This window comes from Pseudomonas sp. MWU16-30316, assembly GCF_020515645.1.
Taxonomy (GTDB): domain Bacteria; phylum Pseudomonadota; class Gammaproteobacteria; order Pseudomonadales; family Pseudomonadaceae; genus Aquipseudomonas; species Aquipseudomonas cerasi.
Window position 1 is genome coordinate 64,288 of the sequence record NZ_JAIZAZ010000009.1, and the last position, 18,528, is coordinate 82,815.

The 18,528-nt window shown below is 53.3% G+C and carries 5 protein-coding genes; 3 read left to right on the plus strand and 2 right to left on the minus strand.

Annotation, left to right across the window (positions count from 1 at the left end; all coding sequences use genetic code 11):
- The 3 genes from LCH65_RS23380 to yacG are packed head-to-tail and all read left to right on the plus strand — an operon-like array spanning position 1 to position 1,699.
- A complete protein-coding gene (locus tag LCH65_RS23380) occupies positions 1–873 on the plus strand; it encodes an A24 family peptidase (protein ID WP_072367056.1) in 873 nt (290 codons plus the stop codon).
- Positions 870–1,493, plus strand: coding sequence for a dephospho-CoA kinase (gene coaE / locus LCH65_RS23385; protein WP_072367055.1), 624 nt, complete (start codon positions 870–872; stop codon positions 1,491–1,493). Before LCH65_RS23380 ends, coaE begins: the two co-directional genes overlap by 4 nt.
- The gene (yacG, locus tag LCH65_RS23390; RefSeq protein WP_002552020.1) at positions 1,490–1,699 is read left to right on the plus strand and encodes a DNA gyrase inhibitor YacG; all 210 of its coding nucleotides are present in this window, start codon (positions 1,490–1,492) and stop codon (positions 1,697–1,699) included. Before coaE ends, yacG begins: the two co-directional genes overlap by 4 nt.
- A 465-nt stretch (positions 1,700–2,164) precedes the next feature.
- On the opposite strand, the gene LCH65_RS23395 is transcribed toward yacG, so the two are convergent.
- Both LCH65_RS23395 and LCH65_RS23400 read right to left on the minus strand, forming a co-directional pair.
- Complete coding sequence (locus LCH65_RS23395; protein ID WP_226439838.1) at positions 2,165–18,019, minus strand: calcium-binding protein; 15,855 nt, start codon at positions 18,017–18,019, stop codon at positions 2,165–2,167.
- A complete protein-coding gene (locus LCH65_RS23400; RefSeq protein ID WP_083553802.1) occupies positions 18,016–18,474 on the minus strand; it encodes a hypothetical protein in 459 nt (152 codons plus the stop codon). The genes LCH65_RS23395 and LCH65_RS23400 overlap by 4 nt, the downstream gene beginning before the upstream one ends.
- Between the last annotated feature and the right edge of the window lie 54 nt (positions 18,475–18,528).

The following is an 18,528-nucleotide window of genomic DNA, read 5'->3' on the forward strand; positions in this document are numbered from 1 at the left end:
ATGCCCCTCCTCGATTTCCTGGCCAGCTCACCGCTGGCCTTCGTCATTACCTGCTGCTTACTCGGCCTCATCATCGGAAGCTTCCTCAACGTAGTCGTCTACCGCCTCCCCAAAATGATGGAGCGCGACTGGAAAGCCCAATCCCGTGAAATGCTCGGCCTGCCCGCCGAACCCGATCAGCCCGCCTTCAACCTGAACCGCCCTCGCTCCAGCTGCCCGCACTGCGCGCACAAAATCCGCCCGTGGGAAAACCTGCCGGTCATCAGCTATCTGCTGCTGCGCGGTAAATGCTCACAATGCAAAGCCCCCATCAGCAAACGCTACCCATTGGTAGAGCTGACCTGCGCAGTGTTGTCGGCCTACGTCGCCTGGCATTTCGGTTTCGGCTGGCAAACGGCGGCGATGCTGGTGTTGAGCTGGGGCCTGCTGGCGATGAGTCTGATCGACGCCGATCACCAGCTGTTACCTGACTCTCTGGTGCTGCCACTGCTGTGGCTGGGCCTCATCGTCAACGCTTTCGGGCTGTTCACCTCGCTGAACGATGCGCTTTGGGGCGCGGTGGCCGGTTATCTGGCGCTGTGGTCGGTGTTCTGGCTGTTCAAGCTGGTGACCGGCAAGGAAGGCATGGGTTATGGCGACTTCAAGTTGCTGGCCATGCTTGGCGCATGGGGCGGCTGGCAGATTCTGCCGTTGACCATCCTGCTGTCATCGCTGGTGGGTGCGGTGCTTGGGGTGATCATGATGCGCGTGCGCAGGGTTGAAAGTGGTATGCCGATCCCCTTTGGTCCTTATCTGGCCATTGCGGGGTGGATCGCTTTGCTCTGGGGTGGTCAAATAACCGACTCTTACATGCAGTTTGCCGGTTTCAGATGACTCACCCTGATCAAAAACCCTGGATTCTTGGCCTGACTGGCGGCATTGGTAGCGGTAAAAGTGCAGCGGCACAGTGCTTTACCAACCTTGGCATCGACACCGTGGATGCCGACCATGCCGCCCGCTGGGTGGTCGAGCCGGGGCGTCCAGCGCTGGAGCAGATAGCCGCGCACTTCGGTAAAGGCGTATTGCAGGCCAGCGGCGAGCTGAATCGCGGCGTGCTGCGCAAGCTGATCTTTGAAAACCCGGAGCAGCGACGTTGGCTGGAAGCGCTGCTGCATCCGTTGATCAATCAGGAAATCGTCAGCCATCTGGCCAGGGCCAAATCGCCGTATGCCATTCTGGTTTCGCCGCTGCTGATCGAATCCGGACAATACCGCATGGTGCAGCGCCTGCTGGTGATTGATACTCCGGCGCATCTGCAAATAGAACGCACCATGCTGCGCGACAGTTCCAGCCAGGATCAGGTCGAAGCCATTCTAAAGGTGCAGATCCAGCGCGAAGATCGTTTGCGTCATGCCGACGATGTGCTGGTCAACGACCGCGATCACGCCTGGCTGAACAGCGAAGTTGCGCGACTGCACCATTTTTATCTTACTTTGCGTGGAGGCCAATCATGAGCCAACCAATGACCGTCCAATGCCCAACCTGCGATGCCCCGGTGGAATGGAGCGCCGCCAGCCCGAGCCGCCCGTTTTGCTCCGAGCGCTGCAAACTGATCGACCTGGGAGCCTGGGCTTCTGAAGAGCATGCGATTCCGGTGAGCCCGGATGCTGAGGATGAATTGTTCTCGGGTGATCTGGAGGCTCCGCACCGGGGGCATTGATGCCCTCAATGCGAAGGCAACTCTGCTTCTGCCAAACGGGCGCCGGAGTGACCGGGGCGGAGATCCGCATTGCTCACAAAAGGCGATCACACAGCCGCCTGATTCCAAGCGGCTGTGATGCCCCACCACCAGAGACACTATTTTTTCTTGACCTTGTTCAGTTCCGCCAGTGGATCGCCACAACTCGACCGTTGACAGGGCTGAGCCGGCACGGGATCTGCCCCTGTAACCGTAAAGTCCCCTCGACGCGCGCCTTCTGTTGCGCACTTGTCACACCAGATCTCAGACACAACATCGTATCCATTAACGTTTCCCACTTGCATAAATCCCTCCTTGATTTCCAAAAACCGAATAAGTCAGCGCATTGCGCAACTCTATTACCCAGATCGATCTGAGTACGACTACCACTAAATCAGTCAGAAAAAGAGATGCATCGATAACCGATACACCTCTTTCCCACCTACCTTACTGCCAGTTTGCAGCCAGCACAGCATCTAACTGAGTTTGCTGTGCGGCAGTCAGATTCCGCTCGGCCCCTGCATCAACTCCGAAAGACGCCATTTTGTCGACCAGGCTTTGCACTTGGCTATCCAGCAGCGTTTTGCCGTCGGCAGTTTTGAACTGATCCACCTGATAGTCATTAGCTGCGTACCAATTGCTCACCAGCACCTTATCGTTGGTATCGATGATACTGACTTCCAGGTCGCTGCCACTGCGACGGAACCAGAGGTCTTCAAGGCTTACATCAGTACCGAATTGCAGCACGTCGGTGCCACTGCTGACGTCGTAGTTGTTGATAACGTCTCGCCCTGAGCCGATGCTGATCTCGTAGATGTCACTGCCATCGCCCCCGATAAGGCTATCGTTGCCAGTACCGCCGTTAAGTACATCATTGCCCGACCCGCCATAGAGAGTGTCGTTGCCCGCTTCTCCATACAACCTGTCGTTCCCCTCTTCGCCATACAGCATATCGATCCCTTTGCCGCCGTAGAGGCTGTCCTTGCCAGCGCCACCGGAAACAGTATCGTCGCCGTCGCCAGCGTTGATGACATCGTCACTCGCGTAACCGCGAAGTGTCTGGTCAGATGAGTTTCCAAGCAGTACTTGTGATTTGATGGTCGACTGACTCCATAGGGTGCCATCAGCGAACTGCAGTTGATCGATCTGATATCCGCTGGTTGCGTCCTCAGCGAAGTGATTCATCACGCGCAGATTATCGGTTGTACCGTTAACGCGAATGAGCAGATCACTGCTGTCCCGAGTGATACTGACATCACTGACATTCAGGTCGGCAAGTTTTACGGTATCAAGTTTTCCGACACGGGCTTCATTGGCATAGTAGATCGTGTCCTGGCCAGCGCCTTTGCCAAACAGATATGTATCATCTCCGTCACCACCGTTCAGTTGATCATTACCGGCACCGCCATCCAGAACATCATTGCCATCTCCGCCGTAGAGCGTGTCATTGCCGGCCCCACCTTGCAGCAAGTCGTTACCAGCGTCACCGTTAAGCGTGTCAGCACCCGCACCGCCGGACAAAGTATCGTTGCCGCTACCACCGTTCACAGTATCGTCGCCAGCACCGGCGCTGATAACGTCATTGCCAGAGGTACCCGATAACGTTTCATCACTATCCGAGCCTTGAAGTACCTGAGATTTGATTTGCGTCTGGTCCCAGACGCTGCCATCGGCAAAAACGAGACGGTCGATCTGATAACCTCCAGCCGCGTCGCTCTGGAAGTGATAAACCACTCGCAAGCTATCGGTACTGCCTAACACACGGATGATGAGATCATTACCGTCACGGCGCACGCTGACATCGGAAGCATTCAGATCGGTAAGTTTGATCGTGTCCAGCTTGCCTTCGCGATTTTCATAGGCGTAGTAAATCGTGTCTTGCCCGGCGCCCTTACCGAACAGATAAGTGTCGTCACCCTCGCCACCGTCCAGTTGATCGTTGCCAGCGCCGCCGTCCAGGGAGTCGTTACCCACACCACCGCTGAGGCTGTCATTCCCTGCGCCGCCGAGCAACACATCATTGCCCTCGCCACCGTTCAACGTATCGGCTCCGGCATTGCCTGTCAGAGTGTCATTACCAGCAGCGCCATTGATGACGTCATCACCTGCTCCCGCATCGATAACATCGTTGCCGCTGGTGCCCGACAATGTTTCGTCCGCATCGCTACCCTGCAGAACCTGGTTCTTGATGGCGGACTGATCCCAGAAACTTCCATCGGCGAACTGAATGCGATCAATCTGATAGCCATAAGTCGCATCATTGGTGAAGTGGCTCATCACACGGAGGCTGTCAGTACTGCCTAATACGAGAATGAGTAGGTCACTTCCGTCGCGGCGCACACTGACGTCTACTGCATTAAGGTCAGTAAGCTTCACGGTATCGAGCTTGCCGATACGGCTTTCGTAGGCGTAGTAGACCATATCCTGACCAGCGCCTCTGGCAAAGAGATAGGTGTCATCACCATCACCGCCATCAAGACGGTCGTTACCGGCGCCGCCATCAAGGATGTCGTTACCGAGGCCACCGTTCAGGGTGTCATTGCCCATACCACCTAGCAACAGATCGTCACCGGCCTCGCCATTGAGAGTGTCTGCACCTTTGCTGCCTGACAACGTATCGTCGCCACTGCCACCATTGACGGTATCGTCTCCCGCACCTGCGTCAATACTGTCGCTAATGGCTGTGCCCGCCAACGTCTCGTCGGCATCCGTTCCCTGTAGAACCGCAGATTTGATCGACGCCTGATTCCAGCTATTGCCGTCGGCAAACTGGATTCGATCAACCTGGTAACCATAAGTCGCATCATTGGTGAAGTGAGCTACCACTCGCAGGCTATCGGTGGTACCCAGTACACGAATGAGCAAATCATTACCGTCACGGCGCACACTTACGTCCGCAGCATTCAAGTCGATCAACTTCACCGTATCGAGCTTGTCGGCACGACCTTCGTAGGCGTAGTAAATACTGTCCTGGCCCGAACCTTTACCGAACAGGTAAGTATCGTCACCGTTGCCGCCGTCCAGCATGTCATTACCAGCACCGCCGTCCAGTTGGTCGTTACCGTTACCGCCGTAGAGAGAGTCCTTACCGTCGCCGCCATTCAATACATCGTTGCCATCCTCGCCATTCAACGTGTCGGCACCGCTGCCACCGGAGAGAGTATCGTTGCCGCTTCCCCCATTGACCGAATCGTCGCCCGCTGCCGCATAGATGACGTCATCACTGCCGGTGCCCGACAGCGTTTCGTCAGCCTCAGTACCTTGCAACACCTGCGCCTTGATTGCGGTCTGATCCCAGAAGCCGCCGTCCGCGAACGCAATTCTGTCTATCTGATAGCCAGCTGTTGCATCGCCCATAAAGTGATAAACAACTCGCAGAGTATCGGTCGTGCCAAGAATGCGGATGACCAGGTCATAGCCGTCACGAGCAACACTTACATCAGCAGCATTGAGATCAACCAGTTTGACTTGATCAACCTTGCCCGCACGACTTTCGTTGGCGTAGTAGATGGTGTCCTGACCCGAGCCCTTGCCGAACAGGTAGGTATCGTCACCCGCACCGCCATCGAGACGATCATTGCCGGCACCGCCATCAAGTACGTCATTACCACTGCCGCCTGCGAGGCTGTCATTTCCAGCGCCGCCATTGAGGTAATCATCACCTTCATCGCCATTGAGCGAGTCGGCACCGTCGCCACCCAACAACCGGTCCTGCCCGGCGCCGCCATACAACGTATCGTCATCGGCGCCACCATCGATCAGATCGTCGCTCGCGAAACCCGTCAGAACCTGAGCAGCATCACTGCTTGTTAGCACCTGCGCCTTGATGGCAGACTGATCCCAATTGCTGCCATCGGCGAATTCGATCCGGTCGATCTGATAGCCGGCGGTGGCGTCACTCATGAAGTGATACATCACACGTAGTGTATCGGTCGTGCCGTTGATACGGATTACGAGGTCATAGCCGTCACGCACCACACTGACATCGGCAGCATTGAGGCCAACCAGCTTGACCTGATCGACCTTACCTACACGGTTTTCGTTCGCATAGTAAATGGTGTCCTGGCCCGCGCCTTTACCGAACAGGTAAGTATCGTCACCGGCTCCGCCATCCAAACGGTCATTCCCGGCACCTCCATCTAGCACATCGTTGCCAGCACCACCGTTGAGGATGTCGTTGCCCGACCCGCCTTGCAGAAGATCGCTACCCTCTTCACCACTCAACGTATCAGCTCCGGAGCCACCCATCAGAGTGTCATTGCCAGCAGCACCGTTTATTGTGTCGTCCCCACCGCCCGCGTCGATCAAGTCATCGGTAGCGTACCCTGCCAGGTACTGGTCCACATCACTCCCCAGCATGACCTGGGTCTTGATTGTGTCCTGCCCCCAAGTGCTGCCATCGGCAAACTGGATGCGATCAATCTGATAACCGGAAGTGGCATCGCCCATGAAGTGATACATGACCCGCAGGGTATCGGTCGTGCCATTGACCCGAACTACCAGGTCGTAGCCATCTCGCGAAACACTGACGTCCGAAACGCCGAGACCGACCAACTGAATCGTATCGACCTTGCCTGCACGGGTTTCATTGACGTAGTAAAGGGTGTCTTGCCCAGATCCTTTACCGAACAGATAGGTATCGTCACCGGCTCCGCCATCAAGACGATCATTCCCGGCACCACCATCAAGCACGTCGTCACCCGAACCGCCGGTGAGGGTGTCATTACCCGATCCGCCTTGCAGCAGATCGTTACCATCATCGCCATTCAAGGTATCGGCACCTGACCCACCGACGAGTTTATCGTTGCCAGCGGCACCGACGATTGTGTCGTCCCCGGCACCGCCGTCGATCAGATCGTCAGTACCGTAGCCCGCCAGGTACTGGTCGGCGTCACTGCCTTGCAATACTTGAGACTTGATCGCTTCCTGATCCCAGGCGCTGCCATCTGCGAACTGGATGCGGTCAATCTGATAGCCCGATGTTGCATCACCTGCAAAGTGATAAACCACGCGCAAACTGTCGGTAGTACCGTTGACCCGAATAACCAGATCACTGCCATCTCGTGAAACACTTATATCTGCTGAACCCAAGCCAACAAGCTGGATCGTATCAACCTTGCCTGCGCGGGTTTCATTGGCATAGTAGATGGTGTCCTGGCCTGATCCTTTGCCGAACAGGTAAGTATCGTCACCCGCACCACCATCCAGACGATCGTTACCAGCACCACCGTCTAGCAAATCATTGCCTGCACCACCGTTCAGGATGTCGTTACCCGTTCCTCCATCGAGCACATCGTTGCCCGCGCCACCATTAAGGGTGTCATTGCCCGATCCGCCTTGCACAAGATCGTCGCCGTCATCGCCATTGACGGCATCATCCCCTGAATTACCAAAAAGCTTATCGTTGCCAGCAGCACCGTAAACAGTATCGTCTCCGGCACCGGCCTCGATCAGATCATCAGTGCCGTAACCTTCGAGATATTGATCAGCATCAGTGCCTTGCAGTGCGAGAGACTTGATGGTTTCCTGCCCCCAGATGTTTCCATCGGCGAACTGGATGCGGTCAATCTGATACCCCGATGTCGCGTCGCTCAGGAAGTGATATACCACTCTGAGGCTATCGGTAGTGCCGTTGACCCGGAGGACCAAATCATAGCCGGCTCGCGAGATACTTATATCTCCTACATTGAGGCCGACCAGTTGGATCGTGTCTACCTTGTCTGTTCGAGCCTCATTGGCGTAGTAAATAACGTCCTGACCTGACCCTTTGCCAAAGAGATAAATATCGTCTCCAGCGCCGCCATCCAGACGATCGTTACCAGCCCCACCATCCAGTACGTCGTTCCCGGCACCACCGTTGAGAACATCGCTACCTGATCCGCCATTGACCAAATCGTTACCATCGTCACCATTCAGCGTGTCGGAGCCGGTGCCGCCGGACAGAGTGTCATTGCCGGCAGCCCCATTGAGTGTGTCATCTCCACCGCCCCCCGCGATCACATCGTCGCTGGCAAAACCAGTCAATGTTTCATCAGCATTGCTGGATTGCATTACAAGGGCATTTATCCCCGCCAGGTTTAATACATCACCGTCGGCAAACTGGATCTGGTTGATCTGGTAGCCATAGGTAGAATCGTTGGTAAAGTGATTGCTGACTCGAAGGGTGTCCGTCGTACCTTTAACTCTGATCAACAGATCGTTGCTTTCCCGAACGATAGTTACATCACCACTGTTCAGCCCTACCAGCTTGACGATGTCAGCTCGGGTCGAAACAGGGTCATAGGCCAAAACAGTATCCTGGCCCGAACCTTTCCCAAAGACATAGGTGTCATTGCCATAACCGCCATCCAGACGATCATTACCCGCACCGCCCTCTAGTATGTCATCGCCGCCATTACCATAAAGCGAATCGTGCCCCGTCCCACCGGTCAGCGTTTCATTTGCTTCTGTGCCCGTAATGGTCAAAGAGCTCACCGGTACAACGGTGGAGAGATTGGCGTTGAGATCGTCCTTGTTCCAAACGACTCCATCCGCAAACTGTATCTGATCAATGCCATAACCGTAGATCGCGCTGGCGTAGAAGTGCCAGCTGACGCGAAGGGTTTCGCCGCTGTCCTTGATCTGGATAACCAGATCATCCGACTCACGACGTATCACTACGTCAGAAACATTCAGCCCCTCAAGACGAATGACATCCAGCTTGCCGACCGTGGTGTCGTTATAGGCGTAATTACTGATGGTGTCCTGGCCCGAGCCTTTGCGGAACACATAGGTGTCGGAGCCGAAACCACCGTCCAGCGAATCATTGCCGCTGCCTCCATCAAGTAGATCATTGCCGTAGCCGCCACTTAACGTGTCACTGCTTGTGCCGCCCAACAGCGTGTCGTCGCCATCCTCACCATAGAGCGTATCCTTGCCGTCGCCGCCGTCGAGAATGTCATCTCCCTGGCGACCACTAAGCACGTCGTTACCAGACTGCCCGAACAGACTGTCAGCCGAGTCGTAACCCGAAACAGTGTCATCACCTTCAGAGCCCGACAGCATTGCTGACCTGATCTGCGCATTGGTCAGCACCGAACCGTCTGCAAACTGCACCTGATCAATGCCATAGCCATAGTTGGCATAGGGATAGAAGTGCGAGCTGACACGCAAGGTTTCGCCACTGTCCTTGATCTGGATAATCAGGTCATCAGACTCGCGGCGCATCGCCACATCAGACGCATTCAGGCCTTCCAGGCGAATCACATCCAGCTTGCCAACCGTGGTGTCGTTGTAGGAGTAGTTGTTGATGGTGTCCTGGCCCGAGCCTTTGCGGAACACATAAGTGTCGGAACCATAGCCACCGTCCAGCGAATCGTTACCGGCTCCGCCATCAAGGGTGTCGTTACCGTCGCCACCACTAAGGGTGTCTCGGCCATCGCCACCTTTGAGGGTATCGTCACCTTGCAGGCCGTAGAGCAAATCGTTGCCCGACAGACCCAACAGATTATCGGCAGAGTCGTAACCCGAAATGGACTCATCTCCTTCGGTGCCAGTCAGCAGCGCCGTCCTGATCTGCGCATTGGTCAGCACCGACCCATCTGCGAACTGCACTTGGTCAATGCCGTAGCCATAGGTCGCATTGGCATAGAAGTGCGAGCCAACACGCAGGGTTTCGCCGCTATCTTTGATCTGAATAACCAGATCATCCGACTCACGACGCATCACAACATCCGAAGCGTTCAGCCCTTCCAGACGAATAACATCCAGCTTATCGACTGTGGTGTCGTTGTAGGCGTAGTTGCTAATGGAGTCTTGGCCGGAGCCCTTGCGGAACACATAAGTATCGGAGCCGAAACCACCGTCCAGCGAATCATTGCCGCTGCCGCCATCCAGAAGATCGTTACCATAGCCGCCACTCAGCGTGTCATTGCCTGAACCGCCCAATAACGTATCGTTTCCTTCCTCACCGTAAAGCGTGTCCTTGCCGTCACCACCATCAAGAACGTCATCGCCTTGGCGACCGTAAAGCATGTCGTTGCCAGACAATCCAAGAAGCCTATCAGCCGAGTCGTAGCCCACTACGCTTTCATCGACGTCAGTACCGGTCAGCAATGCTGTCTTGATTTGCGCACTGGTCAGCACCGAGCCATCCGCAAACTGCACCTGATCGATGCCATATCCATAGGCTGCATTGGCATAGAAGTGCGAGCTGACGCGCAAGGTTTCACCGCTGTCTTTGATCTGGATCACCAGATCATCCGACTCACGACGCATCACTACGTCAGAAGTATTCAGTCCCTCCAGACGGATCACGTCCAGCTTATCGACGGTGGTGTCGTTGTAGGCGTAGTTGTTGATGGTGTCCTGGCCCGAGCCTTTGCGGAACACATAGGTGTCGGAACCATAACCCCCGTCCAGCGAGTCATTGCCGCTACCGCCATCGAGAAGGTCATTGCCGTAACCGCCGCTCAGCGTGTCATTACCTGCACCGCCTGACAGCGTGTCGTTACCGTCTTCGCCATAGAGCGTGTCCTTGCCATCGCCACCGTCAAGGAGATCGTCGCCTTGACGACCATAAAGAACATCGTTTCCAGACAGTCCGGACAGACTGTCCGCCGAGTCGTAGCCCACTATCGTTTCATCGACTTCAGTGCCTGTCAGCAAAGTTGTCTTGATTTGCGCACTGGTCAGCACCGAGCCATCTGCAAACTGCACCTGATCAATGCCATAGCCATAAAGAACGTTGGTTGAGAAGTGCGAGCTGACGCGAAGGATTTCGTCTGTGCCTTTGATCTGGATAACCAGATCATCGGACTCACGCCGTATCAGAACATCCGAAGCGTTCAGCCCTTCAAGGCGGATCACATCCAGCTTATCGACCGTTGTGTCGTTGTAGGCATAATTGCTGATAGTGTCCTGGCCCGCGCCCCTGCGGAATACGTAAGTGTCTGAGCCGAATCCACCATCCAGCGAGTCGTTGCCACTGCCGCCGTCCAGAGTGTCGCTGCCATAACCGCCACTCAGCGTGTCATTACCTGCACCGCCCAACAACGTGTCGTTGCCTTCCTCTCCATTAAGAGTGTCCTTGCCGCGGCCACCTTCAAGCAGGTCGTTGCCAGCCCGACCAGCGAGGGTGTCATTACCGTCTCCGCCGGACAAGCGGTCTTCGCTCGCGTAGCCTGTGATGCTGTCGTCGCTCTCTGCGCCTATCAGCAATGCCGCTGTGATCTGCGCTTGGTCCCAAACGATGCCATTGGCGAACTGCAACTGATTGATCGCATATCCATAGCTCTGGTCTGCGTAGAAGTGCGAATTGACCCTTATTGTTTCGCCCGTCTGATTGATCTGAATAACCAGGTCATCAGACTCGCGGCGAATACTGACATCCTCTGAGGTCAGCCCCTCAAGCCGAATAACATCGAGTTTGTCGACAGTGGTGTCGTTGTAGGCATAGTTACTGATGGTATCTCGGCCATAGCCCTTGCCGAACACATACGTGTCGGAGCCTTTTCCGCCATCGAGCGTATCGTTACCGGTCCCCCCATCAAGAACATCGTTGCCAGCGCCGCCACTAAGCGAATCGTTTCCTGCGCCGCCCAGCAGCGTGTCGTTTCCGTCCTCACCATTGAGCGTATCCTTGCCATCGCCCCCGTCTAGTACGTCATCGCCGCCGCGACCGCTTAAAATGTCATTGCCGGCCAAGCCTGCCAGTTTATCGTCGCTGGCATAACCCGTGATGCTGTCGTCACTTTCAGTACCGATCAACAAGGCAGCCGTAATCTGCGCCTCGTCCCAAAGGGTGCCATCGGCAAATTGCAGCTGGTTGATTGCATAACCGTAGGACTGATCCACGGTAAAATGCGAACTGATACGCAGCGTCTCGCCCGTCTGACGAATCTGAATAAGCAAGTCATCGGATTCACGACGAATACTTACATCGCTGGTATTCAGTCCCTCCAGACGAACGACGTCCAGCTTGTTGGCTGTGAGGTCGTTATAGGAGTAGTTGCTGATGGTGTCCTGCCCAGAACCCTTTCGGTAAATATAAGTATCCGAGCCCTTGCCACCCTCCAACGAATCATTACCAGCACCTCCATCGAGGGTATCGTTGCCCGCGCCACCGTTAAGGGTATCGTTGCCGAGACCACCGAGCAGGGTGTCATCACCGTCCTCACCGTTGAGCGTATCGCGGCCTTCACCACCACTGAGAAGATCATCGCCAGCACGACCATTGAGCACATCGTCACCCTCAAGCCCTGCCAGCTCATCGGCAGTGGCATAACCGATAATACTGTCGCTGCCTTCCGTGCCTATCAAAAGCGCCGAAGTGATTTTGGCCTGGTCCCAGACTGTACCGTCAGCAAACTGAAACTGATTGATTGCATAACCATACGTTTGATCAACTGCGAAATGTGAACTGACCCGCAGAATTTCGCCCGTCTGACGAATCTGAATGACAAGATCGTCAGACTCGCGGCGAATACTGACGTCTTCAGCGGTCAACCCTTCCAGGCGCACCACATCCAGTTTGTTCGGCATGTTCTCGTTGTAGGCATAGTTGTAGACAATGTCCTGCCCCGACCCCTTTCGGAAGATATAAGTGTCCGAGCCTTTACCGCCCTCAAGCGAATCGTTGCCCGTGCCACCGTCGAGAGTGTCGTTACCTTCGCCACCGGAGAGAATGTCATTGCCTGCTCCGCCCAATAGGGAATCATCGCCAGCCTCTCCGTTGAGACTATCTTTGCCGTCGCCACCATCAAGCAGATCATTGCCATTGCGGCCGTTGAGTGTGTCATTGCCCGCCAGCCCCAAGAGCGTGTCGGCAGTGTCGTAGCCCGTGATAGTGTCGTTGCCGTCGGTACCATCAAGAAGCGCAGCAGTGATGCTTGCGCGATCCCAGACAGTGCCATCGGCAAACTTCAACTGATCGATGGCATAACTCCAACTGCCGGATTCAGAGGTGAAATGCGAACGGATTCGCAAAGACTCGCCGGTCTGACGAATCTGCACAATCAGGTCGTCGGACTCCCGGCGCAGGCTGACGTCATCACCGTTCAGGCCATCGAGACGTACAATGTCGAGTTTGTTGGCGGTTGTATCGTTGTAACTGGAGTTATCAATTGCGTCGGAGCCAGAGCCTTTAGCAAAGATATAGGTGTCCGACCCTTTACCACCTTCCAGTGTGTCGTTTCCAGTACCGCCATCCAGCAGGTCGTCCCCGTTACCACCGGCCAGGCTGTCGTTGTCGGCACCGCCGAGCAACGTATCTGCACCGTCTTCGCCATATAAAGTGTCGCGCCCTGCACCTCCGCGAAGGGTGTCACTACCAAGGCCGCCAGAAAGCGTGTCGTTGCCTGCCAATCCTTCAAGAGTATCGTCAGTGTCGTAACCGGTGAGCGTGTCATTGAACTCGCCCCCCGTCAGTAACGAAGCCTTGATCTGATCTACACCCCAGACAGTACCGTCAGCAAACTGCAGTTGATCGATGGCGTAGTTGTAGTAACTGCTGGAAGGAGAGAAATGCGAGGAAACACGCAGGGTATCGCCGGTTTCCTTGATCTGGATAATCAGATCACTGTATTCCCGACGCAGGCTGATATCGCTCAGGTTAAGCCCTTCAAGACGAATGACGTCTTGCTTGCCAACCGTGCCCTCGTTGTACACGCCGTTGCTGATGCTGTCCTGGCCAGAGCCTTTACGGAAAACGTAGGTGTCAGAACCATAACCACCGTCAAGGCTGTCGTTGCCAGAACCACCATCCAGCACGTCATCGCCATAGCCGCCACTGAGCGAGTCATTACCTGCGCGCCCCAGCAATGTGTCATTGCCATCCTCGCCGTATAAAGTGTCCGAGCCATTGCCCCCGTCGAGCACATCATCGCCTGCACGACCACTCAGCGAATCGTTTCCATCCTGGCCAAAGAGGCTATCTGCTGTGGCATAACCAGTGAGAGTGTCGGCCTCTTCCGATGGCAGAACAACGGCAGCTTTGATCTGTGCACCATCCCACACGGAGCCGTCGGCGAATTTCAGTTGATCAATCGCGTAGGCGGTGACGCCATCCTGGCTGAAATGCGAACGCACAGTCAGGGTGTCACCTGTTGCCTTGATCTGAATGACAAGATCGTCACCCGACCGAGAAAAGCGCAGGTCGGCCGGATTCAAGCCATCCAGCTGAATGACATCAACCTTATCGGCAGCTGTTTCGCCGTAAGAGTTGTTGTTGATGCTGTCCTGACCATACCCTTTTGCAAAGCGGTAAGTGTCAGAACCGCGACCGCCATCAAGCGTATCGTTGCCAGTGCCACCATCAAGGATGTCGTTACCATCAGCGCCATAGAGAGTATCGCTACCGGCGTTGCCAGCCAGCAAATCGTTCCCTTCCTCGCCATACAGGTAGTCTGAGCCGGAACCACCGCTCAATGTGTCCTGGCCAATACCGCCATACAAGGTGTCGCTGCCTTCATCGCCATTCAGAACATCGTTACCGGCAAGGCCATTGAGGACGTCATCCCCCATACCACCAACAATACGGTCATCGGATGCATAGCCGGTGAGAGCATCATTACCGTCAGTGAAGGTAAAGGCCGCCATGCTCTTGATTTGCTCAACGTCCCACTGAGTGCCGTCAGCAAATCGAATCTGCTCTACGGTATAAGGCGTGTCGCCGTCATTCTGGAAGTAGCCGGAAATCGTTACCTTGTCCGTGGAATTTTTTAGGGACAAGACCAGATCATTATATGAACGGGTAACAATGATATCGGTCGGAAGAATGTTCGTCGCGAACTCGATAACATCTGTCTTTCCGGCACTCGAATCGTAGTTATTGATCGAGTCCTGACCCCAGCCACGGTTGAAACGATAGACATCAGAACCATCACCGGCCGTGAGGTAATCGTTACCCGTACCGCCATCCAGTTGATCGTTGCCTGAATCGCCGTACAGAGTGTCGTTGCCCGCATCACCTAGCAGTGTGTCATTGCCCTCGCCACCAGTCAGGTAGTCCACGCCATCGCCACCGGATAACTGATCAATGCCGGAACCGCCGTAAAGATAGTCATTTCCAGCATCGCCGAGCAGAGTATCGTCGCCACTCTCACCCGAGAGACTGTCTGCACCGACTCCGCCCTGAAGAGTATCGTTACCCCCCTGACCATTAAGACTGTCATCGCCTGAACCGCCGCTCAGAACGTCGTCGGTGGCGTAACCCCAAACATTGTCATTGCCATCTGTGGTGATAATTGACAGGGCTTTGATCTGATCCAGATTCCATGTCGTGCCATCGGCAAAACGGATCTGCTCCAACGCATAAGGAGTAACACCGTCATTCTGGAAATAGCCAGAAATCGTGATTCTGTCAGCAGAGTCTTTCAGCGACAGGATCAGGTCAGTGTATGAACGAGTGACGATGACATTGGCCGGAAGAATATCCGCCGCGAACTCGATAGCATCTGTCTTTCCAGCACTCGAATCGTAGTTATTGATCGAGTCCTGGCCCCAGCCACGACTGAAACGATAGACATCAGAACCATCACCGGCCGTGAGGTAGTCGTTGCCAGTACCGCCATCCAGTTGATCGTTACCTGAATCACCGTAAAGAGTGTCGTTACCTGCATCACCTAGCAGTGTGTCATTGCCCTCGCCACCAGTCAGGTAGTCCGCGCCCTCCCCCCCAGACAACTGGTCGGTGCCAGAACCGCCGTATAGGTAGTCATTCCCGGAATCGCCGAGCAGAGTGTCGTCGCCGCTTTCACCCGAGAGGCTGTCAGCTCCGGCTCCGCCCTGAAGGATGTCGTTGCCTGCCTGACCATACAGGCTGTCATCGCCCAGACCACCATTCAGGGTGTCATCAGTCGCGTAGCCCCAGACATTGTCATTGCCATCTGTAGTGACAACCGCCATGATTTTGGCTTGGTCTAGGGTCCAAGTGGTGCCATTAGCAAAGCGGATTTGCTCCAATACATACGGGGTAATGCCGTCATTCTGGAAATACCCATAAATAGTAATTTTGTCAGACGAGTTCTTTAGCGAAAGAACTAAATCGGTATATGCGCGAGTAACAACTATGTCTACAGGAAGAATATCTGCAGCAAACTCAATAACATCGAGCTTTCCCGCGCTTGAGTCATAATTATTTATCGAGTCCTGCCCCCAGCCACGACTAAAACGATAACTGTCAGAACCAGCCCCCCCATCAAGTTGATCATTACCCTGCCCGCCCTCAATGAAGTCATCACCCAAACCACCAGAAATGGTGTCATTACCAATTTCACCTATGAGTACATCATTACCGCCAGCACCACTCAGGTAGTCAGAGCCGTCACCGCCATTTAATACATCATTGCGTTCCCCGCCATAAAGAGAGTCATTACCCGCCTTACCAAAAATATAGGCTTTTTCCAACTGAACCTGCAATGAGTCGTTAGTGCTAGAACCTATAAACAGACCCGAGAGCTCCAGTGCAAGAAGCTTTTGCTCAGACTGTGTGAGAGACTCATAATACGAATTAAACTCAGCCGCTAACTCGGTGGGCATCTCGCGTCCCAACGATGTCCCCATAAGCTCAACCAAATCAACTAAAGCGTCAACTTTAGAAAGTAGAAACTTACTATCAATCAGCTCAAAAACCTTACTATAATCTAAATACTCCAAATCTTCAGACAGATCCACGGCGCCGTAGTAGGATTTTAGTCGTGTCTGCAACAACAACCCTTGATAGACCGAATCGAGAAGCTCAGAGTATGATTCATTCAGAAGCGCTACCTGAGTAGAGTTTAATAAAAAGTCTTTTTCAGTCAAAGTTATCACTTGACCGCCAAGCAACAACCCTAGTGACTTAGAAGTATTAATACTGCCTACAGTCAAGCTAACTGAAGAGTTTTTCGACGCATCCGTAGATGAAGAAAAATCAAAAAAAACCTGACCATTAAAAATCTCCAGTATGGAGATGCGCTCAAAAATTCTCATCTGCTCCAGCTGTTCAGAAGTAGGAGTTGAATCTTTTGAGCCGCCGCTTCCTCCTTCGCCACCACCATTTCCCGAATCGACGACACCCTCTTTAATATTCCATGAGTACTCAAACTTAAAGCTATTATTACCTACAATCAGATCTCCAATACGCTCTTTGAACGTATCAAAACTTGACGTCGCACTCCAAGCACTTAACAGATCATCCAACATGGACAGTTGCTGCGCCCGCGTACTTGCCTTTGAGTACGCCTCAAGTAACTGGTAAAGCCCTTGACTCATGGTTGCGGCAGCCGCCAAGTCCCTAACTGCACCCGAACCTGACATATTCACTAGTTGCGCAGCGGAATCGCTAACGTAGCTATCTGCAAACTCACTGTAAAATGGATTTGAAACCAGATCCAAATTTGCCGCCGAGCTTTGGTTACCATTTAACTTACCAACATGACCATCTTCATAAGTAAACTTTCCGATAGCTGAAATTACGTTACCGTTTTGGATCTCATTGGAGGCACTTGCTTCTAAACTTATAGACTTAACATTTAGCTCTTTAAGGCTTTTAAGCTCACCTATCTGAGAAATACCATCTTGATTAAAATCCTGCCACACCTTAACACTATCAAAAAGAGTATCTTCCCTATCGAAAACACCATCTTTATTTGAATCCAAGTCTGAAAGCGCGTCAAAGCCATTTACAGCCTTGGTTCCGTCCGCCTTTATTGTATCTACGCCAAATAGTTCTGCGCCACTGCCAATCAGACCATCTTCATCTTTATCCAATACTAAAAAGCCATCATCCTTACCTACCCAGCCAGTACCAGTTTTTAACCCATCACCGTTAAAATCAAACTTCACGCCTGCTGCAACGCTAACTGTTTCTATTCCATCGTTATCAAGATCGAGTGCAAGGGGGTCACCTCGGGGTACAAAATTTCGGGCTGAAGAAAACTTTCCGTTCACCGCGTCAAATATCGGATCCAGCCATCTCCTTTTGGATATCTCCTCTGCTGACCAATCAATACCTGCTTCAAGCATCTTTGCAAAACCAAACTTCATAAGCTCGGTTTTAAAACCTTGACGCTTGAGATACTCCTGAAGTGTCTGGTTATTTTGCATAGAGTCAAAGACTCGATCCAAACCAGTTCTCTCGGTGATTTTCTCAAGCAAAAAAGTTGCAGCACCTACGCCAGCGGCTTTTGAAAGCTCTTCTGCCACTTTATAGTAAGCGCTTTCCCTGGTAGCAGGATCAACGGCATCTTGAGCAATACCATACCACGTTATTGCGCTATCAACCTTGTCATATATGTAAGTCGCGACACCAGCCTTTTTTAAAACCGCCGTTGGCACATTCATACAACACTTCCTTTTTCGTAATTAAATGCCGCAATCAAAAAATCCCGGACAGACCAAACCCACCCACCCAACAGTAAACAAGGTACCAATATAGAAAAAAATTGATGAAAATCGGAAAATGGTTTTTTTGCCACTCCAATCCCGACCACGCCAAGAACCACAAAGCTGAAAAATAAAAAGACGAACACTCTAACAAACAAATACATAACATCTGACAGTCTAACTTCACTTACCCAACCTTCAGTTTTTTCCGAGAACAGTATGATCCAGACTGTATGACAAAAGGTCGACCAAAAAAAACCCATAACACTATAGGTGGAAATCCGAGCATCCAAAACAAGAAAAAAAAAGGAGTATATACGGCTAACGCCACCGCCTAAGCCCGCTAAGTCATCAACAAAAAAATAGAGAGAGGCGCCACCAATAGCATAAATCGTCAGACCTAAAAGAAACATCATCCCTCCTTAAGCACATCTACAAACAGAAACATTCAGACAAACCACTCAACA